General features: G+C 59.6%; 19 protein-coding genes and 1 riboswitch. Of the genes, 7 read left to right on the forward strand and 12 right to left on the reverse strand.

Annotated elements, in window-relative coordinates; all coding sequences use genetic code 11:
- Positions 1-71: 71 nt before the first annotated feature.
- The 5 genes from addA to IF205_RS02365 are packed head-to-tail and all read right to left on the reverse strand — an operon-like array spanning position 72 to position 10,172.
- Positions 72-3,608, reverse strand: coding sequence for a double-strand break repair helicase AddA (gene addA, locus IF205_RS02345; protein ID WP_259781683.1), 3,537 nt, complete (start codon positions 3,606-3,608; stop codon positions 72-74).
- A complete protein-coding gene (gene addB / locus IF205_RS02350) occupies positions 3,605-6,604 on the reverse strand; it encodes a double-strand break repair protein AddB (protein WP_259781684.1) in 3,000 nt (999 codons plus the stop codon). Before addB ends, addA begins: the two co-directional genes overlap by 4 nt.
- A gap of 14 nt (positions 6,605-6,618) precedes the next feature.
- The gene (locus IF205_RS02355; protein ID WP_259781685.1) at positions 6,619-7,347 is read right to left on the reverse strand and encodes a nucleotidyltransferase family protein; all 729 of its coding nucleotides are present in this window, start codon (positions 7,345-7,347) and stop codon (positions 6,619-6,621) included.
- The gene (tsaE, locus tag IF205_RS02360; protein ID WP_259781686.1) at positions 7,344-7,838 is read right to left on the reverse strand and encodes a tRNA (adenosine(37)-N6)-threonylcarbamoyltransferase complex ATPase subunit type 1 TsaE; all 495 of its coding nucleotides are present in this window, start codon (positions 7,836-7,838) and stop codon (positions 7,344-7,346) included. The genes IF205_RS02355 and tsaE overlap by 4 nt, the downstream gene beginning before the upstream one ends.
- Positions 7,839-7,847: 9 nt before the next feature.
- Positions 7,848-10,172 (reverse strand): sensor histidine kinase, encoded by a 2,325-nt coding sequence (locus IF205_RS02365; protein ID WP_259781687.1) that lies wholly within the window; start codon positions 10,170-10,172, stop codon positions 7,848-7,850.
- A gap of 166 nt (positions 10,173-10,338) precedes the next feature.
- A riboswitch (yybP-ykoY riboswitch) is annotated at positions 10,339-10,506 on the forward strand.
- A 15-nt stretch (positions 10,507-10,521) separates the two neighbouring features.
- Here IF205_RS02365 and IF205_RS02370 point away from each other — a divergent pair.
- The 3 genes from IF205_RS02370 to IF205_RS02380 all read left to right on the forward strand — a co-directional run bounded on the left by IF205_RS02370 (position 10,522) and on the right by IF205_RS02380 (position 12,990).
- Positions 10,522-10,800 carry a TMEM165/GDT1 family protein gene (locus IF205_RS02370; RefSeq protein WP_259781688.1) on the forward strand — a complete coding sequence of 93 codons (279 nt, stop codon included), beginning with the start codon at positions 10,522-10,524 and terminating at the stop codon, positions 10,798-10,800.
- Between the two features lie 239 nt (positions 10,801-11,039).
- Entirely contained in the window at positions 11,040-12,065 is a 1,026-nt protein-coding gene (locus IF205_RS02375; RefSeq protein ID WP_259781689.1) for a nucleotidyltransferase family protein, read from the forward strand.
- A gap of 10 nt (positions 12,066-12,075) precedes the next feature.
- A complete protein-coding gene (locus IF205_RS02380; protein WP_259781690.1) occupies positions 12,076-12,990 on the forward strand; it encodes a hypothetical protein in 915 nt (304 codons plus the stop codon).
- Between the two features lie 221 nt (positions 12,991-13,211).
- On the opposite strand, the gene ahcY is transcribed toward IF205_RS02380, so the two are convergent.
- The 3 genes from ahcY to IF205_RS02395 form a co-directional block, all read right to left on the reverse strand.
- Positions 13,212-14,609 carry an adenosylhomocysteinase gene (gene ahcY, locus IF205_RS02385; RefSeq protein ID WP_259781691.1) on the reverse strand — a complete coding sequence of 466 codons (1,398 nt, stop codon included), beginning with the start codon at positions 14,607-14,609 and terminating at the stop codon, positions 13,212-13,214.
- 162 nt (positions 14,610-14,771) lie between these two features.
- On the reverse strand, positions 14,772-16,511 hold the full coding sequence (locus IF205_RS02390; RefSeq protein ID WP_259781692.1) for a SulP family inorganic anion transporter: 1,740 nt from the start codon (positions 16,509-16,511) through the stop codon (positions 14,772-14,774).
- A 166-nt stretch (positions 16,512-16,677) separates the two neighbouring features.
- On the reverse strand, positions 16,678-17,355 hold the full coding sequence (locus IF205_RS02395) for a hypothetical protein (protein ID WP_259781693.1): 678 nt from the start codon (positions 17,353-17,355) through the stop codon (positions 16,678-16,680).
- A 128-nt stretch (positions 17,356-17,483) separates the two neighbouring features.
- Between IF205_RS02395 and IF205_RS02400 the strand changes: the two genes are divergently transcribed.
- Positions 17,484-17,879: a VOC family protein gene (locus IF205_RS02400; protein WP_259781694.1), complete on the forward strand. Its 396-nt coding sequence runs from the start codon at positions 17,484-17,486 to the stop codon at positions 17,877-17,879.
- 79 nt (positions 17,880-17,958) lie between these two features.
- Positions 17,959-19,485 (forward strand): ATP-binding protein, encoded by a 1,527-nt coding sequence (locus IF205_RS02405; protein WP_259781695.1) that lies wholly within the window; start codon positions 17,959-17,961, stop codon positions 19,483-19,485.
- A gap of 13 nt (positions 19,486-19,498) precedes the next feature.
- On the opposite strand, the gene IF205_RS02410 is transcribed toward IF205_RS02405, so the two are convergent.
- Genes IF205_RS02410 through IF205_RS02425 form a run of 4 tightly spaced genes read right to left on the reverse strand, consistent with a single transcriptional unit; the run spans position 19,499 to position 21,575 of the window.
- Complete coding sequence (locus IF205_RS02410; protein WP_259781696.1) at positions 19,499-19,765, reverse strand: HPr family phosphocarrier protein; 267 nt, start codon at positions 19,763-19,765, stop codon at positions 19,499-19,501.
- A gap of 1 nt (position 19,766) precedes the next feature.
- Positions 19,767-20,165 (reverse strand): PTS sugar transporter subunit IIA, encoded by a 399-nt coding sequence (locus IF205_RS02415; RefSeq protein ID WP_259781697.1) that lies wholly within the window; start codon positions 20,163-20,165, stop codon positions 19,767-19,769.
- A 57-nt stretch (positions 20,166-20,222) separates the two neighbouring features.
- On the reverse strand, positions 20,223-21,131 hold the full coding sequence (gene rapZ, locus IF205_RS02420) for an RNase adapter RapZ (protein ID WP_259781698.1): 909 nt from the start codon (positions 21,129-21,131) through the stop codon (positions 20,223-20,225).
- 9 nt (positions 21,132-21,140) lie between these two features.
- Positions 21,141-21,575 carry an HPr kinase/phosphorylase gene (locus IF205_RS02425; RefSeq protein ID WP_259781699.1) on the reverse strand — a complete coding sequence of 145 codons (435 nt, stop codon included), beginning with the start codon at positions 21,573-21,575 and terminating at the stop codon, positions 21,141-21,143.
- 179 nt (positions 21,576-21,754) lie between these two features.
- On the opposite strand from IF205_RS02425, the gene IF205_RS02430 reads away from it, so the two are divergent.
- Together IF205_RS02430 and IF205_RS02435 are read left to right on the forward strand one after the other, a co-directional pair.
- The gene (locus IF205_RS02430; RefSeq protein WP_259781700.1) at positions 21,755-22,642 is read left to right on the forward strand and encodes an AEC family transporter; all 888 of its coding nucleotides are present in this window, start codon (positions 21,755-21,757) and stop codon (positions 22,640-22,642) included.
- 11 nt (positions 22,643-22,653) lie between these two features.
- Positions 22,654-23,304: an HAD hydrolase-like protein gene (locus IF205_RS02435; protein WP_259781701.1), complete on the forward strand. Its 651-nt coding sequence runs from the start codon at positions 22,654-22,656 to the stop codon at positions 23,302-23,304.
- Positions 23,305-23,392 lie beyond the last annotated feature (88 nt).

The raw sequence follows: 23,392 nt of genomic DNA on the forward strand, positions 1-23,392 counted from the left end.
GTTTGCGGCACTCTCGTGTCCGGGTTCATGCCCGGGGTATACCCCGGCGCGTCGTTCATCTGATATCAAATCTAGGTAGCCTGATGTATCGGGTCAAGGTGCGCGTTGTCCAGCACCATCATGCGCGGCCCTTCCGTCCAGACCAGCGCGCAGTGGATCGGCCTGCCCGGATAGACCTGGGAAAGCACCGCTCTGTAAGCTGCCATCTGCTTTAGATAGGCCGTCGGGACACGGGTGATTTCCATCGGCGCAGGACGTAGTGTTTTGAAATCCAGGACCCAAACGCCATCATCGCGCACCACCAGACGGTCCACCTGGCCGGAAACCACCTGGGGCTTGCCTTTGGCATCCCGGATCAGGCCGACAATGGGGACCTCCGCCCGGCTGCCGGGGCCGAAAATTCCGCCCAGATGCGTATCGGTCAGCACCCCGACCACCTCACGGGCCAGTTCGTCCTGCACCGCCTCCGCCAACCCATGGGCCGGTTGCGCCAGAAAGCGCCGCGCCGCGCCGTCCCATTGATCGGAGGACAGGTCTGGCAGGCTTTGCAGCAGGCGGTGAACCAGAATGCCGCGCTGATACCGCAGGCGGCTGTCGTCGCCCAGGGGTGAGCGGACCGGCGGGTCTTCCTCGTCCGGCGCACTGGGCGCCAGCGGCTTGGGCGGCACCGGTTCCGCGCCCGGCAGACGCCGCGCCCATTCCGGCAGGGTGGCAGTAACCGCCTTTTCCTGTTTTTCCTCCGGCGCAGGCACGGCCTGTTCCTGACGGCTTTCCAGCACCAGCTTAGTACCCGGCCAGGCCTCCCCGGTCAGGGCAGAAAGGTCGAATTCCTCGGGCCTTGCGACCGTTTCCAGACCGTTCCAGACCAGATTATACCAGCAATCGGCCCGGGGGCTGCGCGCGCCTGCCGCGCCACAGACGATCAACCGGTCTTCCGCTCGTGTCAGCGCCACATACAACAGACGGCGATATTCCTGATCCTGCGCCTGAACGGCTGCCGCGCGGGCCTTCGCGCCTTCATGTTCGATCATGCCGCTGCCGATCACCCAAAGCGGTAGTTCGCTGTGATCCTGTGCATCCGTCAGCCAGTAAAGCTGTGCATTGCGGCCGATTTCCGGCTTGCCCACAGTATCCGGCATGATCACGACCGGGGCCTGAAGCCCCTTTGCACCATGCACGGTCATGATCCGCACTTCGTCCCGTTCGCCTGCCTCAAGGTCACGCTTGATTTCCGCCTCGCCCGCCGCGAACCAGTGCAGGAAACCCTGCATGGAAGGGGTATTGCCCTGTTCATAGGCAAGCGTCATGGACTGGAATTCCTCAAGCGGGTCCTCCGCCTCCACACCCAGCCGTGCCACCATGGCCTCGCGGCCCGTGAGCTCCCGCGTCTCCTGCCGGTCGGTCGCCGGACAGACAGAGGACAGAACCTCACCGAACAGCTCGAACGGCCGCATGAAGTCGGCCTTGTTCAACAAGGCCGCCAGCCAGTTGCGCGCCGGGGCAAATCGGGGGTTCTCCACAGATTTCGCCTGCAGGCTTCCCCAAAGGCTGCGCCCCTTGCCCCGGTCATAGGCCAACACAAAGAGATCATCGTCGTTGAGGCCCACCAGCGGCGACTTCAAAACCGTCGCCAGCGCCAGATCGTCCTCTGGCATCAGCAGAAACTGCGCCAGCACGACCAGGTCCATCACGCCGATCTGCTGGCTGAGCTTCATACGGTCGACACCCGCCACCGGCACGTTGCGGGCCTTGAGCGCACGCACCAGCATATCCACGAAACTGGACCGGCTGCGCATCAGGACCATCACATCGCCAGCCCGCATGGGCCGCCCTTTCGCGGGCAGCATTTCCCTGCCGATCCAGGCGTCGATCTGGGCGGCCAGCGCATCGGCCAGACGTTGTTTCGGGTTGCGTTCGATCTCGCTTTCCAGAGGCAGCGACCAGGGTTCCGGGTCTTCCGACTTTTCCGCCTCCACCAGCGGCCAGACCTCGACCCGGCCTGCCTCACCCCGACGCCAGGCCGTGTGCCGCACGGTTTCTTCCGGTGCAACGAGGCCGTCTTTCGCCTCCGCCCCGGCAAAGACCGCATCCACCGCCCTTAGGACCGGCTCGGTAGATCGGAAAGACACATCCATCGGGACCATGTCCCAGATCTGTTGGGCCTGTGTCACCCGTTTCTCGAAATGCGCACGCATGCGGCGGAAGGCCTCCGGGTCGGCCCGCTGGAAGCTGTAAATGCTCTGCTTTACATCGCCTACGGCAAAGACCGTACGCGGCCCCACCTCATCTTCCGCGCGCTGTCCCTCACCCGCGAAGAATTCTTCCGCAAGCGAGGCGACCACTTCCCATTGTTCCGGGTTGGTGTCCTGCGCCTCGTCGATCAGGATGTGATCGAGGCCGCCATCCAGTTTGAACAGCACCCAGGCCACACTGGCATCGTCACCGGTCAGCAGGTCGCGGGATTTCAGGATCAGATCGTCAAAATCCAGCAAGTCGCGGGACTTCTTTTCCAACTCATAAGCGCGCAGCATCGCCTCGCCCAGCCGCAGCAGCCCGGCGCTGGCCTGGGCGCTTACCTGGGTGCGAATGCGATCGCGGGTCATCACCGCGCGCTCCTGTTCCCGTTCCAGCACGGTGAGCAAATCCGGATGCGCCTCACGCAGGGGCTTGCCCATCAGGTTCTTGCGCGGTTCCAGTTCCGCCGTCAGAAAGGCCGTGCGGTAATCCTGATAGGTGGCAATGCGGCCATCCAGCGGCTTGGCAAGCCAGCTTTCCAGCTTCTTGCCCAGCTTGATATCATTGGCCTTGCCCTCGTTGAGCAGTTTCTCCGCCGCGTCGCGCAAACCGGTCCGGTCGAACACCCCCTCCTCGCAGGCCGCCGCAACCACTTCCGTCTCACCCTGATGGGGATCGGCATCCAGCTTTGTAAACAAGGCGGCCACGGCCTTATCAACGCCATCTTTGGCATTGATAAGGCGGCGAATTCTCCCCCGTTCCGAGGTCAGCAGGCGCATCAATTCGTCAAAGCGTTCTTCCGACGCGCGGCGCGTCACCTGATACAGCGCATCGGCCAGCGGCGTATCGCCTTCTGCGGCCCGCAGGACGGTATCGCGGGCGCGGGCCATCATCTCGCTGGCGCTGCGGTCGTCCAGGACCTGGAACTGCGGCGGTACATTGGCCTCCAGCGGGAACCGCCCCAAGAGCGATTGGCAGAAACTGTGCACAGTCTGGATTTTCAAGCCACCGGGCGTATCCAGCACGCGGGCAAAAAGCTGACGGGCGAGGATGACCGTCTCCGCATCGGGCTGGCGATCAAGAAGGTCTTCGATTTTATCCGACAGTTCCGGCTGCGGCAGGGTTGCCCATGTCCCCAGAATACCGTTCAGGCGGTTCGCCATTTCCGCGGCGGCGGCCTTGGTGAAGGTGATACAGAGGATGCGTTCGGGCCGCGTTCCCGTCAGCAGCAGGGACAGCACGCGGTCGGTCAGAACCTTGGTCTTGCCACTGCCCGCACTGGCCGACACCCACACGCTGTGCGCCGGGTTCGAGGCACGGCGCTGCATCACATTGGGGTCGGGGCCCAGCAGGGATAGCTGTTGATCGCTCATTCCGCGTCCTCCCCGCCGGTGACGCGCCATTCCTTCTCGCGTGCCAGATGCTCGTAATCGTTATAGCGGTTGGCGAATTTGGGCCGTGGTGTCGGGCGGTAAGCGGTCGCCGGATCGTCAAAGCGCGTCACCAGTTCCCGCAATCCGTCCAGCGCCACCTGCGCCAGTTCCATCGGATCGCCCCGGACCGGGCTTTCCTTGCCTGCGGGATCGCCGCCAGATAGCTGCCAGAAGGCCAATTCGCTGACGGTTACCTCACCGATCCCGTCAAAGCCACCCGCCGCCGCAATGGCCGCCTCCAGGGGCAACTGCGGCGCAATCCCGGCCTTCACCGTCTTATCCGATGGCGGCGAACCGGTCTTGTAATCCACAATGGCGAATGTCCCGTCGCCAAGCTGATCCAGACGGTCGGCCTTGGCGCTCACCTCAAAGGCACCCGCCGGTCCCATCATCTCCAGTCGGCCCCAGATTTCGGTAAAGATTTTCGCAACCTGTTTACGCCGGTCCCGTTCCAGCGTCACGAACCACTGGGCGATACGCCGGAAACGCGGCCACCAGAAGGCGCGCACCGAAGGCTGGCCCAGCGCCGCGCCAAAACAGTCCTCCCCGATCTGCAAAAGCTGTTGTTCCGCATCCACCGGGACATCATGGGGGAAGGCTTTGACGAATTTTTCCAGCGCGTCATGGATGAAGGTGCCGCGCTCCGCCATACCCGGTTCCATTTCCAGCGGGTCGAGCGGGGACAGGTTCAGGATTTTCTGCGCAAAGATGGTATAGGGGTCACGCATCCAGGCCTCGACCCGCGTGACCGAAAGCCTGCGCGGGCGCGCCTCGACCGGTGGGCGCGGTTCCGGCATGGCTGCGGGAAGACCCTTTGCCCGTCCCAGATCATGGGCCCAGTCGATCCAGGCCTGATCGGACTGCAGCGCATTCTTTAGCCCGGCCTTGTCCAGAACCACATCCAGACGCGACAGCCAGCGCGACGGCACGGTCGGCTGGCCGTCCACCTTGTCCGCGCGCGTCAGGATCACCCGGCGGGCACAGAAATTCAGTTCGAAATCATGGGCGGTGACACCGCTGCGACGCTCCGGCAGGGGCAGTCCCATGGCCTGTTTCATAGGCCGGGACATCCAGGGATCGGCCTTGGCCTCCGGCGGCCAGATCCCTTCATTCAACCCGCCCAGGATAGTAACATCGGCGCGTTGCAGACGGGCCTCCAGCGGCCCCCAGATGAACAGGCGCGGATGCTGGCCATAGCGGGGCCGCACAGTCTGGCCGATCAAAAGACTGTCCAGCAGGGTGGGATAGTCGCGGGGCCGCAAATCCGTCATCAGGTCCGCATGTTCGCGCAGGTCCGCCAGAAAGACGACAAGCGCCTCGCCCGCCTCACCGGCCCAGAGCCGGTCGCTGCCGCTGTCGCCGTCGGTAGCACAAAGCGCCTCCGCCACCTGTAGATGGGCATCCAGCATTTCTTCCAGCGAGGCCGTCTCCCGGGCCATCACCGCCACAAGGGGCCGCAGCAGGTCTTCCAGCCTGCCCAGGAAATCAGCCAGTTGCTCTGCCCGCTCAGGCCGGATTTTTTCTTCGCGGCGACGTTGCTCCAGAACGGCACGAATGCCTGCCAGGCCGGGGCCGGGACGGGGGCCGCGCAGCAGCTTTTCCTCCAGCCGGCGCACCTGACGGCGGAAGGTCCTGATTTCCTCCCCACCGGCGACCAGCGGATGTTTGCACAGGGCCAAAAGCGCGACCGGCGACAGGTTCAGGGCCGCCGCCTCCGCCAACAGGCGCAGCATGACCGCAGGCGGCGCAATATGCAGCGGCACGCCCGCACTGTCGTCCACCTGCACGCCCCAGCGTTTCAATTCCGCCGCCACGCGCCGCGCCAGGGTCCGGTCCGGCGTCACCAGTGCCGTCGTCTGGCTGGCGGTTTCCAGCCCCTGACGCATGATCAGGGCAATCGCCGTCGCCTCGATATGGGCGGTCGGACAGTCAATGCGGGACACTCCGTCCAGCGCCGCCGGGTCAACATCATGGATATTTCGCCAGGCATCCGTCGTGGCAGCAGGACGCAGGGCCTCTGTCGCCAGTTGCGCCCGCAGGGACGAGGCTGTCTGGCCTTCCCCCGGCCCCGTAGGCCAGTCGGCGACCGCGTCGCGGGCGACATTCATCCGCGCCAGCAATCCCGCCAGGCCGAATTGCGGATGGGTCTCGTCAAACCGCACCTGATCCCAGGCCGCATCGTCCAGATCCCGATCCAGCCCCGGCAGCACGACCTCGCCATTTGGAAGGGCGGCAATAACGGCCAGCAGGTCTGCGGTTGCCGGGACGCTACCGGTGGAACCGGCGGCAATCAGACGGCCTTTCGGCGGCTGTGCCTCCCAGGCCAGGGCCTGTGCCCGCATCACGCGGTTGCGCCGGTCCGCCGGGTCGAGACAGCCTTCCGCGTCCAGAATAACCGGCCAGTGAACCCGCAGGATATCCAGGAAATCAACCGTTTGTTGCCAGTGTTCAGAAAATTCTGAACGAACGAGATTTTCAATATTGTCGAGGCTTTGGCCTTCAACCTGCACCTGATCGAGCAGTCGGGCCAGTTCCCGCGCCAGCCTTGCCGCCTGGTCCGGGGTCGGCATCTGGCCGCGTTCCGGATCGATGGGCCGCGCCATGATCAACCGCGTCAGCAGCAATTCCCGTCGCAGGCCGTTTATGGCAGGCGGCTGTTCCAGGCTGAAATCGCCCAGTTCCGCACTGCCTGCCCCGGCCAGCAACAGCTCTTCCTCATCCACATCGCCCACAGGCCGCATGGTCGGCAGGACCATGGCCTTGCCCTCGCCCAGCCGCAGGAAGGCCTCCCGCAGGGCGCGGCAGGCGCGCCTTGTCGGCAGAAGGATCGTGATGTCGGCAAGCGCCAGGGGGTCATCCCCCACCTCCGCCAACAGACCGGCGGCAAGCGCGTCCACGAAGGACCGGGTGCGGCTGATGTTGAGGACCCTGGCCATGCTTCCCGGCCCGGTCAGCGGGTGTTGCTGCGGGTCTGGCCGCGCCGGATGATGTCTTCCGCCTCGTCCAGCGCCTCCGGCGTGCCCAGGTGATACCACTCCCCATCATGCACGACCGCTTTCAGGCGGCCCTCGGCCTCTGCCTTGTCAAACAGGCGCAGCATGGAAAAGGCACCGGGCTGTTCGCCGTCGAACAGACGCGGATGGACAATGCGCAGGCCGGTAAAAAGATAAGGCGCAACCTCGCCTTCGGACCGCCGGATGGCATTGCCCAGCGGGTCCAGGAAATAATCGCCATAGCCGGTATAGCCGAAGGCACGCACCGTCGGCTGTAACAACAGCAGCGCATCCATGGTCTCATCGTCCCAGAAGTCTTCCAGGCGTTTCATGGCGGGCGACGGCCCTTCCAGCCAGACCACGTCGGAATTGGCGACAAAGAAGGGATCTTCGCCCAGTTCCGGCAGGGCGTTCAGCACACCGCCGCCGGTTTCCAGGATTTCCGTCTCATGGACCATGGTCACCATCGGGTCGAGATGGAAATGATCCTGCAACTGGTCGGCCAGATAATGCGCGTTGACCACGACCTTCTCGGTCCCGTGATCGCGCATCCGGTCCATACACCAGTCGATCAGCGGCTCCCCCATCAGGGGGATCAGGGGCTTTGGCTTTGTATCGGTCAGAGGACGCATGCGGGTGCCGAACCCGGCGGCCAGCACCATGCCGGTTTTGATCCGGGCACTCACAACAAAAGCCCCGCCAGCGGTTGCAGGCGCGCCTCGAAAGAGGCCGGGGCATAAAGCGCCAGTTCCCTTGTGTCGCCCGCGCCATGACTGATCACCACGTCCAGCCGTTCCAACGGCATGTAGGGTCCCAACCGGTCCGGCCATTCGATCAGGGAAACAGCCTCCGCAAAGGCATCCTCGATCCCAAGCTCCAGAACCTCCGACGGGTCTTCCAGGCGATAGAGGTCGAAATGCCAGATATCAAAGTCAGGCGCCTCATAGGTCTGAACCAGTGTGAAGGTCGGGCTGGGCGCATCGGTGTCGTCGCCCATCTGCCCCTGGATCAGGGCACGGGCCAGCGTCGATTTACCGGCCCCCAGATCACCCCAGAGGCAGACCACATCCCCCGGCCGCAGCAGCGTTCCCAGCGCGCGGGCAAAGGTGACGGTATCGGCCTCCCGGTTCAGGGGCACATCCAGCAACGGCATCTCGTCAGTGTGATATTGGGTCATAAGGCGGTTTTAATCCTGAGCACTGGCCCCGGCAACAGCCAACTTGACCGGCCCCAGGCTGTGGCGCGGCAACTCGCAGATAATGGCAAAGCCGTCGCCGTGATCGGTATCGAGCAGGACCTGTCCCTTGTGCAGGTCGACAAAGCTTTTGGCGAGCGCGAGGCTCAACCCCGCGCCGGTGCGCAGGGCGTGCGGGTCGTTGCCGCTGAACCGGCGGGACAGAAGCTCCCGGTCTTCCTCCTCATCCTCGCCATAACGGCCTGCAAAGATGACGTGAACCTTGTCCGTGTAATCAGCAACACTGATGGAGATATGGTCGCGCGGGGAGAAGCTGATCATGGTATCGAGAATGTTGGACAGGGCACGGACCAGCCTTGCTGCATCGCAATGCAGGACCTGTTCCGGCACCTCGCCTTTCACCTCGATTGTCAGATGCTGTGTCTCGGCATGCAGGCGCACCGCCTCCATCGCCTGCGTCACCAGCTTGTCCAGGGGCAATTCGCCCAGGTCCAGATCAATGAATCCGGCCTGGATCGTCGCCAGGTCCAGAATGTCGTTGATCAGTTCCATCAGGGTGTCGGCGGCATCCAGGATATGCTGGACATGGGCGGCCTGACGATCGTTCAGCGACCCGTAATATTCACTGCTCAGGATCGAGGCAAAGCCCTGGATGGCGTTCAGCGGCGTACGCAACTCATAGGACACGTTGGAAATGAACTGCGCCTTCAGCAGGTCCGCCTTCTCGAACGCCGCATTGCGTTCGGCCAGCGCGCGTTCCACCCGCACCGTGTCGGTCACGTCGGAATAAAGCACCAAACATTGCCCGTCGGGCAGGGGCACATGGGCCACGTCGATACTCCGCCCGTCGATGCGGTCGATCTGGCGGTTCATGCGTTTGGGTTCGGTGAAATTCACAATCAGCGTCTGGCGCTGTATCTGCCATTGGTCGTCCGGCACCCGGTGGAACCATTGGGTGCGGGTGTAATCCAGCATCTCCCCGATATGGGGTTCGCGTTTGAGGAAGACTTCCTCAAATCCCCACATTTCCTGGAACGGTTTGTTCCAGATACGCAGACGGCCGTCACTGCCCCAGACGGCGACCCCTTCGAACAGGTTGTTCAGCGTCGTCTGCTGGATCGCGATCTGGGTGTTGTAGGACCGCTCCAGTGCGAGGCGGTCGGTCACATCCTCCAGCATCATCATCAGCCCGCCCAGCGGATGGGGTGCCGTCACCACGCGTACCGTGCGTTCGTCCGGCAGATGCATCAACTCTTCTTCCGGCTCCAGCAGGCGTACGAATTTCAACTCCTGCTCCTGCTTGTAGGCCGGGAAGTCGACGATTTCAGGTATCTTGCGGCGGCTGCGCAGCAGTTCCATGATTTCGCCGAAACCGGGGTCGCCGCTCAACGCGTCGCTCTCCAGCCCCCAAAGCCGCAAATAGGCCTGGTTATAGAATTTGAGCCGCTTGTCCGCGCCGAAGACGATGATCGCCGTCCCCAGGTTTTCCAGCACCTGGTCGTGGGCGGCCACATGGGCGGCCAGCAGGGCCTGCCCCTCCTCAAGATCGGTGCGGTCCAGGGCAAAGCCGCCGATCCGCGCACCAACCGGGCCGACCACGGCCTCGGAGAAGTCCAGTAACCGGCGCTTGCCACCGACCACCACATAATGGCTTTCCGACACCGGTTCGGACACCTTCAGCGCCCTGCGCGCAAGGGCGCGTCCGCGCTGTCCGATATGGCCCGCGCCCAACTCCTTGGCCCCGCCCAGGATTTCCTCCCGGCTTTGTTCCATCGCCGCCGCATAGGCCTTGTTACAGCCGATCAGGGTCAGTTCCCTTGGTTCCCGCCACCAGACGGGCACCGGCAGCAGGTCCAGGAATTCCCTGAAGAAATTGGTCTCCTGTTCGGCCTTGGCATAGGATTCCGTCAGCCAGGCCGTGGTGGTGGCATCGTCGGTCCAGATGATGATTTCATCGCCGCTGCGCCGCCCCTCCAGGTTCACGGTGGAATGGGCCTCACGCGTATCGAGCGTCAGCGAAAAGGACGTGCCGTCGAGGCGCAGCGCCTCAAGCGCATTGTCGAAAATAGTGGCATGGTCATCCGCCAGGGCGGCCGTAAGCGCCGCGAGATCGGGCAGCTCCTCCACCTGCAGGAATTCCAGCGCCAGATCGGTGGCATGCAGCTTGCCCTTTTCGGTCCAGACCACGCCGACCGGGGCCTCCGCATAGCGTTCGGCATAGCGTCCGCTGAGCCGCCGAAACCGCCATGCCCCCAGGGCGACAGCCAGAACCAGCACCGCAACCACCACCGCCAATATGATTTCCAGCCCCGTCATCCACCAACCCTATCGAGAACCCACCCACAGCTTAGTGGATTCAGGCGCTTAGGGACAAGGGGCTGGGTCGGCAGACTTCAACTTTAACTGATCCGAAACGGGTTTCCCGAATGCATCAGAAAAGCTGCCGCAGCTTGACACCTCACCAAATCCCCCGCTAAACAGGCCCCGCTCTATAGGGGAGTAGCCTCTTCCGAGACAGGAAGGCCGGTGTCAACAGACTTGGTTTCGACCATGGCACCGGCGGCAAATTCGCTTGGCAAGACCTATGGCAGGCATCGACCGGTTCGGGGATCGGCGGTCGGGTGCTGCCATATGTGTCACTGCCGGTCCCCTGTGGAAGTCATCCATGCAACAGCTAATACCGATATTCCTGACTGTGTTCCTGGCGGAGCTGGGGGACAAGACACAGCTTGCGACCGTCTTGTTCGCAACGGACAAACAGCACCACCCCTTCCTGATTTTCCTGGCCGCCGCAGCCGCCCTGGTCGCGTCCACCGCCCTTGCCGTCGCCCTGGGCACCATGGCGGAGAAATACCTGACCATGATCCCGTTGAAACTGGTGGCCGGCATCGGCTTCATCCTGATCGGCAGTTGGACCATCTGGGGACATTACAGCGGCGCATGAGCCGACACCGAACAATCAACAAGACCGAACGGATCAGGAGCCGCCTTTGAGCGGCTCCATTTTTGTCTGCAGTGACCGCGGCTGTATAACAGCCCCTGACCTGCCAATAACGCCATCTTCCCGGGACGACAGGTAGATACAACCCGAAATCCCTTTTCCGCATTTATACTCTACAAATTATTTTTTGTAGAGTATGGTTTATATTCAACAAAAATATTTTTGTAGAGTATAGCCCGATAATGACGCAGCATCATTCCCCCATCGCGCATGCCGCCTACCATGACCTGCTGCAGTCTCTGCTTGACGAGGCTGTATCAGATCTCCGCGGAACCCCAACCCAGTTTACCCAAAATAACCGGGTCTATTGGTATGACAGCTATCGGGTCGGCTCATCGGTCCATAAACGCTACATCGGTGAAGACAGCCCCGACCTTCGCGTTCGTCTGGAGAAACTCAAAGACCTGCGTGAGCAGCGTGACGAACGGCGGAGGGAACGCAGCCGCCTGATCAAAATCCTGCGCGCCGAGGGATTCATGAGCCTCGATGCGGGCACGGCAGGCCTGCTCGCCGCGATGGCAAAGTCCGGGGTCTTCCGTCTGGGAGGCACCGTCATCGGCACCAATGCCTTCCGCCTGTATGAGGGGGAACTGGGTGTCCGTTATCGCTTTGACCAACTGGCCCAAACCAATGATATCGACATCGCCAGTTTCGAAAGACTGTCCCTGGCGCTTCAGGACACGGCCTCGCCATCCTTGGAACAGGTCTTTTCGGACTTTAATTTCGAACCGGTCCCCGCAATCCACCCCGGCAAGACCTGGCGCTGGCAACAGGGGCGGGGCAACCAGCTTGTCGAATTCCTGTCGCCCTCCTTCAACGAGGAAGAAGACCTGCGCCCGCTTGAAGCGCTGGGCGTCAGTGCACAATCCCTTCACTATCTGAATTTCCTGATCGCCGACCCGATCCCGGCAGCCGTGGTCTATCGAAGCGGTGTGCTGGTGCAAATCCCCCGGCCCGAGCGCTTCGCGATCCACAAACTCATCGTCTCGGACCGCAGGCGCGACCGCGACGCCCTCAAGGCCCGCAAGGACCTCCTGCAAGCCGAATTCCTGATCTCCGTCCTGGCCCAGGACCGCCCCGACGATCTAACCGATGCCTATCAAGACGCCATCTCACGGGGAGCAAAATGGCGCGAGCGATTGGAACGGGCTTTGGAGCGGTCCGAGGTAGCGGCGGAGGCCATCTCGAATATTAGCGATACAAAATAGGGAGGCCATTTTGGAAGAAGAAATTCTCAATATTTTCTTATTTGTCGACGGACATAAAATCACCGAGATCGGTATATGTCGGCATCTAGTGAAAGGAACAGACGAGGAGAAACAAAAATTTCTGTGCGAACGGGTACATTTGGACATTCAACAAGCTGCTAAATATCCAATCAACCCAATTACACACGCAGAATACACAGCGAAGGTTCGCTTAGGCTCACATATGTCCGTCTTTGAACCAGTATTTACCAAAATTGGAACTCCCCGCGCTCCATTAATAGTCATTACTCCAGTCGTGAACGGAATGCCTTACGTAGACGTAAAGACTCATTTGGGGCCGCTAAATCTCGACGACCATCAACAAACCGATCAATTTCCCGGGAAAATGCCTGACTATTTGCAATTCTACATGTCTGATCAGGGTTTTGACGTCAGCCGGCTCATTAACGACGATTACCTGTTATCCATTAAACTTCTTTGGAACAATCGCAAATATGTTTCCGCCACCAAGCTATTACTATCTATGATAGATTCCATAGCTTACATTGAATTCGGAGACAAAAGAAAAAACTTTCATAGTTGGCTTAATCAATATGCGGATTTATCGCCTTTGGCGATAAACGCAGACGAATTATGGGAGTTTAGAAATTCGTTGCTGCATATGACGAACTTGCAGTCCCGTGCTGTTTTAAGAGGCGAAATGCCAAGCCTCGTAATGTATGTTGGCGCAGAATCAGACTTAATTCCACAAAACACCAGCACACATAAGTACTTCAATCTTAAGTCGCTTATTGACGCAATAAATGTGGCTCTGGGCAAATGGCTAGAAACATATACTAGTAATACCCTGAAACTGGAGAAATTTATCGAAAGATATGATCTGACAGTTTCAGACTCCCGAATGGCTGTGTTTTCCATAGACTAACCCTCCGTAGATCACCGGGTCAAAGCCCGGTGATGACGACGTGAGGTGGCATATTCTCTTTTCGTCACCTCCGAGAAATCTGGGTCCAGGACGGGTTGCGACGATGGTGCAGATGGCCCTGGATTCCCGCCTCCGCGGGAATGACGGAGCAAGATGGTACGTCGATACAAAAACGGGCCACCTCTCGGCAGCCCGTTTCTCATCGACAGCCGGGGCTGTGATTAGTAGCGGTAGTGGTCCGGTTTGAACGGGCCATTGACGTCGACACCGATGTAGGCGGCCTGATCGTCGCGCAGCGTGGTGAGTTCCACGCCCAGCTTTTTCAGGTGCAGTTCGGCGACTTTCTCGTCCAGGTTTTTCGGCAGGACGTAGACGTCGTTTTTGTATTTGCCGTCATCGTTATTGGCAAACAGCTCGATCTGGGCCAGCACCTGGTTGGTGAAGGAGGCGGACATCACGAAGCTCGGGTGGCCGGTGGCGCAGCCCAGGTTCACCAGACGGCCTTCGGCGAGCAGGATGATGCGCTTGCCGTCCGGCAGTTCGATCTCGTCCACCTGCGGCTTGATGTTGGTCCATTTGAAGTTCTTCAGACCAGCGACCTGAATTTCGTTGTCGAAATGGCCGATGTTGCAGACGATGGCGCGGTCTTTCATCGCACGGACATGGTCAACGGTGATGATGTCGATGTTGCCCGTGGTGGTCACGAAGAGGTCACCCTGCGGGGCGGCCTTTTCCATGGTGGTGACTTCAAAACCTTCCATTGCGGCCTGCAGGGCGCAGATCGGGTCGATTTCGGTGACGATCACGCGGCAACCGGCGTTGCGCAGGGATTCCGCAGAGCCCTTGCCCACATCGCCATACCCGCCGACAACGGCAACCTTACCGGCCAACATCACGTCGGTCGCACGGCGGATACCGTCGATCAGGCTTTCACGGCAGCCGTATTTGTTGTCGAATTTGGACTTGGTCACGCTGTCGTTCACGTTGATGGCCGGGAAGGGCAGGGTGCCTGCTTTGGCCAGTTCGTAGAGACGGTGAACGCCGGTGGTGGTTTCCTCGGTCACGCCTTTGATTTCGGCCAGCGTGCGGGAATACCAGGTCGGGTCTTCGCCCAGGCGTTTCTTGATCGCGGCAAACAGGACTTCGGCTTCTTCGCTGTCCGGCTTGTCGAGGACGGAGATGTCTTTTTCCGCCCGCGCACCCAGATGCAGCAGCATGGTAGCGTCGCCGCCATCATCGAGGATCATGTTCGGCGCGCCGCCGTCAGACCATTCGAAGATCTTGTGGGTATACTGCCAGTATTCTTCCAGCGTTTCACCCTTGACCGCGAAGACCGGCGTGCCGGTGGCCGCAATGGCCGCCGCCGCATGGTCCTGGGTGGAGTAGATGTTGCAGGACGCCCAGCGCACGTCCGCGCCCAAAGCCTTCAGGCTTTCGATCAGGACCGCGGTCTGGATCGTCATATGCAGGGAGCCTGCAATACGCGCGCCTTTCAGCGGCTGCGAAGCGGCGAATTCTTCGCGCACGGCCATCAGGCCCGGCATTTCGCTTTCCGCGATGTCTAATTCCTTACGGCCCCAATCGGCCAGGCTGATGTCCTTAATGATATAATCGCTCATGGATGGCTCTCCGGTTCTGAGGGCAAGCAGTCAAATTTCGGGCGCGGTCCCGCAGGACCGCCCCAAGCCTATGTTTCCATCGCGGATATAACAGGCTCTGTTTCTCCGCGCAAGACAATATAAACTTTTCTTTATGTTGAATAGCAAAAAGCTATTCAACCGCTAGCCTGATGGCGACCCTTTATCGGCTTTCAGCGCCTCAATCGCCTGATCCACATCTGCATAGAACATCACCTCCGGTGCACGGACACCATGGGTCTGCAGCATCCGGACCGTTACGGGGCTTGCCCCGGTGACAACCACCTGCACCCCCTTGTGAGCCGCCTTGCGTACGGCCCCTTCCAGCACATTGGCGCCGGTGGAATCCAGGAAGGGAACGGCGTGGAAGTCCAGGATGAAGGTCCGCCGCCGGTCTGCAATCCGGTCCAGCACGGACCCCACCGTCGAGGCCGCCCCGAAGAAAAACGCCCCGGAGATATGATAGATGACCATATCGGGGTCGCTCGCCAGATGGCTGTCATAGGGAACACGGCCTTCGCCTTCCTCGTCGGCCTGATCCTCCAGAACAAAGCCGCCCTTGATCGCTTCGCGGCTTTCGATGGAAAGGCTTTTCGCCATCCGGTCGATAAACAGGATCGCGCCCAGCGCAAAACCCACAATGATCCCTTCGGTCAGACTGCGGAATACGGTCAGCAGGAAGGTCGCCAGCAGAACCAGCGCATCCCCTTTGGAAGACTTCAGCAAGGCCAGGAAGGCATGCTTTTCAATCATGTTCCAGGCCACCACCGCCAGAATCCCGGCAAGGGCGGACAGCGGGATATATTGCGCCAGCGGGGCCGCCACCAGAATGAAGGCCAGCACGAAGATCGCATGCATCATGCCGGACAGCGGACCATGGGCCCCGGCGCGCACATTGGTGGCCGTGCGGGCGATGGTGCCGGTCACGCAAATCCCGCCGAAAAGGGCAGAGCCCATATTGGCCACGCCCTGCGCCACCAGCTCGCAATTGGACCGGTGGCGGCGGTTGGTCATGCCATCGGCGACAACCGCCGACAGCAGGCTTTCAATGGAACCCAGAATGGCGAATGACACCGCATTGGGTAAAATCGCCACAACTTTTTCCGGACTGAAATCAGGCAGCGAGGGCAGGGGAAAACCAGTCGGGATGCCGCCAAAGGCCGTGCCGATCGTCTCCACCGGAAGGCTCATCAGGCCACTGACCAGCGAGGCGATCCCCACCCCGATCAGCATACCCGGCCAGCCGGGCCGCAGATATTTCAGCACCAGGATCACCGCGATGGTCAGACCGGCAATCGCCAGTGACATGGTGTTGAAACTGTCTATCGCCGCCCAGAGTGCGACCAGCTTGTCCACGAAGGGGCCGGGTTCCCCGCCGTCCAGCGTCAACCCCAGCAGGGGCTTGATCTGGCTGGCGAAGATGATCACCGCGATCCCGGCGGTAAAGCCCACCGTCACCGGGTAGGGGATGAATTTGATATAGGTGCCCAGGCGCAGATAACCGATCAGCACCAGCATCACACCGGACAGGAAGGTCGCCAGCAACAGGCCGTCCAGGCCATGCTGTTGAACGGTTGCCGCCACCAGCACGATGAACGCGCCGGCCGGGCCGCCGATCTGGAAACGGCTGCCGCCGAGGGCGGAGACCAGGAAACCACCGATCACGGCGGTATAAAGCCCCCTTGCGGGGGTCGTGCCGGAGGCAATGGCAATCGCCATCGACAAGGGCAGGGCAACAATTGCAACCGTCAGGGCCGCCACGATGTCCGCGCGCAACATCGGCAGGCCATAGCCTTCTTTAAGGACGGTTACTAACTTAGGGGTGAAAAGATCAACAAAACTCGGTTTAGGCGCGCGCGTCTCCTTCGATACGCTCTCTTGCATTTTCGTCCACTTGCCAGTTTCTGGCGGCGGGGTCGTCGGCTGAATTGTCGGCAGGCACCGTCGCAGCAATAATTTTGATTCAAAAATAAATGTCTCACCCCCGGAGAGAAAAACAGCGGAGGTGAGTGAACTAGAGTGACAGGAATTGATGTACTCTCGTCGGCGGCTACTTTACTGCCCGGGCCGGGCCGCGTCGAGAAAGAAGTGATATCCCCGCCACCCCCAAAAGCAGCAGGATAAACCCTGACGGCGCGGATACGGGAACTGCCGCCCGGAAACTGCGCAGGGCCATTACCGGTGCTTCCGTCACCGAAACCTCAAAGCCGTCAAAGCCAAGGAATGAATTGTTGTCCCAGGGGCTGTCCCCGGCGAGCCGCACCCCGAAGAACAGGTCGCCATTGGAAATGGCGCTATTCAGCAGCGAGGTGATATCGAAGGTAATCAAGGTGCCGATGGTCGCCACGCTATCCAGGAAACTGCCGATCGCGCCGCTGGAGCTTGCCTGGAAATCGCCGACCGACGCCAGACCGTCCCCGGTATAGCCATCCACCAGAATGCTGTTGCCCACGCAGCAACTGTTCACCGCGCTGGCATTGAACCGCAACTGGGCAGAGGAAACCGGACCGGACAATCCGCCCAGGTCAAACTCCGCAAAGCCACGGGTCACATCATAGGGACCGGAGGAACCCACATCCGCCCGTGCCCCGCCCAGCAGGAAAACACCGCTGTCGGGATAGATTTCCCCCACCACGCCATGGGTTGTCGTTGCCGAGATAACCGAGGCCCCCGCATTTCCCGCAAGGCCCAGAATCGCACTCACAAACAGCAAAAAGACAAATCGCATGGTTCAGGTCCCCCAATCAATAAGCCGTATTAGCGTGACATTATACACTTACTGGTAGAAATAAAAGCATCTTCCACAACAGGGCTCACGGCATTATCATTGTAGCACTATTCGGGGGGAAAAATGACATGACGACAATCGACCGTTTTTTCACCAACCTGATGACAAGCCGCCTTCCGGCCACACAGGAGTTTTATGCCAGCCTGCTGGACATGGTCACCTGTTTCGAAAGCGACTGGTTCGTGATCATGACACCCCGGGACAGGCCGCAGTTCGAACTTGGATTGATCGACAGCGGCTCGGAATTGATCCCGGCCAGCTACTGCGACACGCCGCGCGGCAGCTATTTCACCTTCGTCGTGGAAGACGTCTCGGAGATTTACGACCGCGCCAAATCCAACGGCTATAAGGTCATCCAGCCACCCCGTGACGAAGCCTACGGCCAACGCCGCATGCTGGTGGAAGACCCCAACGGCTATCTGGTGGATGTATCGGCCCCGGCCGCGTCGGTGCGGATGGCCTAACTAAGTAGGCACGAAAAACTTCTTCAACTTTTCATAATTGTTAATTAGAACAAATTAATAAAATTATGAAGAGTAAACAATGAAGACACCACAATTAAAGGGCTGGGAAGTCAGTCTTATTCGAGCAATGCTCAATACGGGCAGATATTCGAAGCAACAAATTGTTGCCTACTTCTCACGTCCCGAAAGGTCAATTAACCAAGGTCGTATTTCCGAAATCGAACAAGGCCACGAGCGCTACGAAGGTATTCCAGTCGCCAGTTTCGAAGAATTAGAGCAATTTCTTGCCGAGTGGAACCAACTTAGTTTCCCGTCAGCCCCGCAAGTACCCCGTGGCCCTACGCACCCCGACACGCTTGCGGGAGAATTTAGGACACGGCCTGGAAATACCAACAAACTTTCTATTTCGGAGACTAGTAAGATTGAAGGCAAGGAGAGCTTCAATTGGGGTTCCAAGCAAGATTATTGTAAAACTCTTGCAGGCATGGCGAATAATTCTGGTGGCTATATTCTGTTCGGGGTTCAAGATGGATCATTTGAAATTAATGGAATTGCTCCGGACCGAATGGAGAAATTTGACTTACGTAAAGCCAACGAATTTCTAACCCGATCATTTAATCAGTCTTTAGAACTCGAAAAGGGTTCTTTTGAAATTGAAGGCAAAACGGTAGGCGTGCTTTATGTTCATGAGACGAAGAACAAGCCCGTCATATGCAAGGTTGACGGAAGCGGACTATTTTCCGGCGACATCTACTACCGATATCCCGGAGAGACTCGACGAATTCAGGCTCCGGAGCTCGAGTTTCTTTTACAGTCGCGAGATCATGCGGCTGAGCAAAGTCTTCTCGCAATGGTACAGAAGATTACTCGAACCGGCGTGGGCAATTCCGCAATTATCGATCTAAGCACGGGCCTAGTTGAAGGTCAAAAGGGAAGTTTCTTCGTTAATGAAGCGCTCCTCGAGAAGGTCAAAGTCATTTCTCAAGGGCATTTTGAAGAAAAAGACGGTGCACCAGCGCTAACACTAATTGGGGAACTGCGCACAGCTGACGATAACGACGAAATACCAATTGAACAGTCCGTAATTGCCGCAATCACAGAGAGAAATCTACAAGAATCGTTTATTTTCCAAACAACTCCAGCCTATCCAAAGGGATATATTCAAGCGCAGCCGTGCCTACAGCCCAAGTGGTTACCAATTTATTATTTCGCGTCGTTGGAAGGCTATAATGAAGCACAGGTCATTGAAACTCTAGAACAATCGGAAACCACATACCCTAGACGCATCGTGGCTCACACAGACCGAGTAAGATCTAGGAAAGGGCCTGGGGTTTTACCGGGAGCACTAGGCTCAGAAAGCTACATAAATGCGATTAAAACAGGCAAACAAATCGAAGTAAAAGATGAGGAGGATGCTCGAAAATGCCTAGATGCGATGCGACATTTATCGCCAAGCAACGTCTCCTTGGAACGCATACTTATTGTCTTACGCCAGCTTTTTGAGCGGTTTGGCAACTCGACCGGTCTAAAAAATAAATTTCGCTACGTTATTGCAGACATCGACCTTCGGTGGTTTTCACCGAAAGTGCCTCGGGATAACACTTAAAGAAAGAGTTCTTTTAATCCTCTTCCTCGAAGCGGTTTTCGACCAGCGCCTGCAGGGCGGTCAGCGCCTCGTCGGCCTGATTGCCGCTGGCGTCGATGTCGATGCTGGAGCCGCGGGCGGCGGCCAGCATCATCAATCCCATGATGGAATAGCCGTTGACCGTCTGACCGTCCTTGGTGACGGTGACATCGGCGTCAAAACTTTCCGCCAGTTTGGCGAATTTGGCAGCCGCGCGCGCATGCAACCCGCGCCGGTTTACAATCTCTACCGAACAGGCCATGTCAGCCGCCCAGAAGCTTGCTTGCAACGTTGATGTATTTTGCGCCTGCGTCCTGGGCCGCAGCAGCCGCCTCGTCCAGGTCTTCACCGCCACGGACCGAGGCCAGCTTGATCAGCATGGGCAGGTTCAGGCCCGCCACCACCTCGACCTTGGCCTTGTCCATGATGGAAATCGCCAGATTGGACGGCGTTCCGCCGAACATATCGGTCAACAGGATCACACCCCGGCCATCATTAACCCGGTCGACAGCCGCCAGAATATCGGCCCGGCGCTGTTCCATGTCATCGTCGGGGCCGATGCAAATCGCCTCCACCCGTTCCTGCGGGCCGACTACATGTTCCATGGCAGCGACGAATTCTTCAGCCAACCTGCCGTGGGTCACCAGAACCAAACCGATCATTCCCAAAACCCCTGGTTTTTGTTTATCCGCCTATTCACGACAAAGCCGCCCCTTCCGTCAAGACTTTGCTTCGGGCCCTTGTTCCCGGTGGAAGCTGTGGGCGCGGTATCCGCCGCGTTTTGCCACCCATTTCGACAATTCTTCCGCAACGAAAACCGAACGATGCTTGCCGCCGGTACAGCCCACCGCAATCGACAGGTGGCTTTTGCCCTCTTCAGCATAACGCGGCAGGGTCAGCGACAGCAGACCGGTCAGCCGCCCGAAGAAGGCCTCAAAAATCTCGTCACCACGAATATAATCCGCCACCTTCGGGTCCAGACCGGTAAAATCGCGCAATTCAGCCACATAATGCGGGTTTTTCAGGAAACGCACGTCGAACACCAGATCAGCGTCCCGCGGCACGCCCTTGCGATAAGAAAAGGAGGTCACGGAAACCGACATGGCGTGGTCGGATTCAACTGCATAAAGCGCCTTGACCTTTTCACGGAACTGCCAGACCGTCAGGGTGGATGTGTCAATCACCTGATCCGCCATATCCCGGATGCCTTCGGTCAGGCGGCGTTCCAGGCGGATACCATCGGCCACGCGCCGGTCGGGCGACAGGGGATGCGGACGGCGGGTTTCCTTGAACCGGCCGATCAGGGTCTCTTCCCCGCAATCGATAAACAGGATCGACACGCCATAACGCGCCAGTTTGCGCGCACGCTCAAGCTCCCGCCCGATGGCCCCGGCGCTGAATTCCCGGCTGCGCACATCGACCCCGACCGCAAGCGGCCTGCCCGCCTGGCCCGATTTTGTTTCATAGGCCGCCAGCCGCGGCAACAGGCTGAGCGGCAGGTTGTCCACCGCCTCAAAGCCGATATCTTCCAACGCCCGCAACGCCGTGCTCCGCCCGGCCCCGGACATGCCGGTCACAAGCAGAAGCTGGGCCTTTTCGCTGGTCTTGGGGGCAACCGTATCCGTCATCGCGTCAACTCACCTGGCATCCGTCTCATGTTGGTGCAGCGTCTTCAATATAACATTGACCCTGGCCACGGCAGAGGCATCCTGCGCATCCAGCATGACCATCGGCAGGACCTTGCCCTGGACCTCTATGGTCATGGGGTCCGGCAGACGTGGAATCTCTTCGCGCGGCGCCAGTTTCACGACCAGAACCACAGGCGCGGATTTTTCAAACGGCATGGGCACCACGCCAAAGCCGCGAAGTTCCATCTTGCCCGCGATGTTGACCGGCGGGGAGGCAATCACCTCGCCGTCTTCCGCCACCAGCACCGTCCGGTCATCGGCCACAAGCCGCGCACCATCGTCAATCAGACGCAGGGCGAGGTCGGACTTGCCGCTGCCCGACGGGCCCAGCAGCAAAATACCGCGTCCGTCGATTGCCACTGTCGTTGCATGCATCTGATCCATGGGTCCCGCCTCCATCCGTCGCCACCCTGCGCAGCTTCACCACTTCTGTCAACAACATCAAAATACTGCCTGTGAACGCTTGCGACCGGCCAGACCAATTCTTTTGCCGCAAGGGGCCTTTCCCGGCTGGATGGCGCTGTTATGATGCGGCGCAACAAAAACATCAGCCGGGACCGGAAATGCCCACAACAATTCTGACGGATCTGTTCGCCGTGATCGCGCCGGTCTTTCTGCTGGCCGCAACGGGGTTCACCTGGGCAAAGTCCGGGCGGGCATTTGACACCAACCAGCTGACGCCGATCATCACCAATATCGGCACGCCCTGCCTGATCCTGTCGTCATTGATGAAAACGGCGCCCGATTTTGCCAATCTGGGTGTGATGGCCGGGGCGGCACTCATGGCCATGACCGCCATGGCGGTGATCGGCTTCACGATCCTGAAGCTCGCCGGGCTGCCGATGCGCGCCTTTCTGCCCGCGCTGATCTTTCCCAATAACGGCAATATGGGCCTGCCACTGTGCATGTTCGCCTTTGGGGAAAAGGGGCTGGCGCTGGGCATTGCCTATTTCGTCATGCTGCCGCTGACCCAGTTCACGCTGGGACAAGCCATGGCGTCGGGACATATGTCGGTTCTGAAATTGCTAAAAACCCCTGTGGTCTGGGCGGTGATCCTCTCGCTCCTGCTGTTGGGGACGGATACGCAGTTGCCGCGATGGGCCGCCAATACCATCAACCTGACGGGCCAGTTCACCCTGCCCCTGATGCTGATGGCGCTGGGCGTGTCGCTGGCGCGGCTGGAGGTACGCTCGCTGGGGCGCAGCCTTGTACTGTCCTGCCTGCGCGTCTTCGGCGGACTGGCACTCGGCATCGCGATTGCAACCGTCCTGGGGCTTGAAGGTGTTACCTTCGGCGTCGTGGTCATCCAGACCGCCATGCCGGTCGCAGTTTTCAATTACCTCTTTGCACAGCTATATAATAACCACCCGGAAGAAGTGGCGGGCATGGTGGTGATCAGCACCGTCGTCAGCTTTGTCAGCCTGCCATTCATCCTGGCCTGGGTTCTCTAAGGAGCAGCAACGTGACCACTTTATTGTTCGACCTGGACGGCACGATCATCGACCCGAAAGAGGGGATCACCCGGTGCATCCAATATGCCCTGGAGAAAATGGACGCAGCCGTCCCCAGTCAGGAAGAGCTGCTTTGGTGCATCGGGCCCAGCCTGCGCCTGTCCCTGCCGAAACTGCTGGAAACGGACGACCGCGAGGTGGTGGAAACCGGGGTTGCCTATTACCGGGAACGCTTTCGCGAAGAAGGCGTGTTTGAATTCACGCCCTATCCGGACGCTGTGGAAACCCTGACTGCCCTGGCAGACGGCCATCCGCTTTACATCGCCACCGCAAAGCCGCAGCCGCTGGCAAAGCGTATCCTGGAACATATGGGTGTGGATCACCTGTTTCAGGTGATCTACGGCGACGACATGGAAGGCACCTATACGGACAAGGGCGACCTTTTGGAGCTGATCAAGGCAAACCATGATCTGGACAGTGCCCGCACGGTCATGATCGGCGACCGCCATCACGACATCCGCGCCGGACAGCGCCACGCCATGAAAACCGTCGGGATGCTGCATGGCTATGCTGTGGCGGGGGAGTTCGAGGCGGACCGTCCGGATGCGCTGGCCGAAGGCTTCCACGATCTGCCGGACCATGTGAAAACCCTGATGGCCTGAGCTGGCCAATCCCTGACTGCCGACGCCTGAATTGGCCCTTTCTCAAGGGCCGCCCTGTCGCTATCTTCGCCATCCAAAAAAAGAAACA

Source organism: Aestuariispira ectoiniformans, from assembly GCF_025136295.1.
Classification (GTDB): Bacteria; Pseudomonadota; Alphaproteobacteria; order UBA8366; family Aestuariispiraceae; genus Aestuariispira_A; species Aestuariispira_A ectoiniformans.

Excerpts from the sequence above, each read along its gene's own strand:
- IF205_RS02400 (WP_259781694.1), top strand. The coding sequence starts at position 17,484 with ATGACGACAATCGACCGTTTTTTCACCAACCTGATGACAAGCCGCCTT.
- IF205_RS02370 (WP_259781688.1), top strand. The coding sequence starts at position 10,522 with ATGCAACAGCTAATACCGATATTCCTGACTGTGTTCCTGGCGGAGCTG.
- IF205_RS02405 (WP_259781695.1), top strand. The coding sequence starts at position 17,959 with ATGAAGACACCACAATTAAAGGGCTGGGAAGTCAGTCTTATTCGAGCA.
- IF205_RS02390 (WP_259781692.1), bottom strand. The coding sequence starts at position 16,511 with ATGCAAGAGAGCGTATCGAAGGAGACGCGCGCGCCTAAACCGAGTTTT.
- addB (WP_259781684.1), bottom strand. The coding sequence starts at position 6,604 with ATGGCCAGGGTCCTCAACATCAGCCGCACCCGGTCCTTCGTGGACGCG.
- addA (WP_259781683.1), bottom strand. The coding sequence starts at position 3,608 with ATGAGCGATCAACAGCTATCCCTGCTGGGCCCCGACCCCAATGTGATG.
- IF205_RS02365 (WP_259781687.1), bottom strand. The coding sequence starts at position 10,172 with ATGACGGGGCTGGAAATCATATTGGCGGTGGTGGTTGCGGTGCTGGTT.
- ahcY (WP_259781691.1), bottom strand. The coding sequence starts at position 14,609 with ATGAGCGATTATATCATTAAGGACATCAGCCTGGCCGATTGGGGCCGT.
- IF205_RS02425 (WP_259781699.1), bottom strand. The coding sequence starts at position 21,575 with ATGGATCAGATGCATGCAACGACAGTGGCAATCGACGGACGCGGTATT.
- IF205_RS02410 (WP_259781696.1), bottom strand. The coding sequence starts at position 19,765 with ATGGCCTGTTCGGTAGAGATTGTAAACCGGCGCGGGTTGCATGCGCGC.
- tsaE (WP_259781686.1), bottom strand. The coding sequence starts at position 7,838 with ATGACCCAATATCACACTGACGAGATGCCGTTGCTGGATGTGCCCCTG.
- IF205_RS02430 (WP_259781700.1), top strand. The coding sequence starts at position 21,755 with ATGCCCACAACAATTCTGACGGATCTGTTCGCCGTGATCGCGCCGGTC.
- IF205_RS02415 (WP_259781697.1), bottom strand. The coding sequence starts at position 20,165 with ATGATCGGTTTGGTTCTGGTGACCCACGGCAGGTTGGCTGAAGAATTC.
- rapZ (WP_259781698.1), bottom strand. The coding sequence starts at position 21,131 with ATGACGGATACGGTTGCCCCCAAGACCAGCGAAAAGGCCCAGCTTCTG.
- IF205_RS02375 (WP_259781689.1), top strand. The coding sequence starts at position 11,040 with ATGACGCAGCATCATTCCCCCATCGCGCATGCCGCCTACCATGACCTG.
- IF205_RS02395 (WP_259781693.1), bottom strand. The coding sequence starts at position 17,355 with ATGCGATTTGTCTTTTTGCTGTTTGTGAGTGCGATTCTGGGCCTTGCG.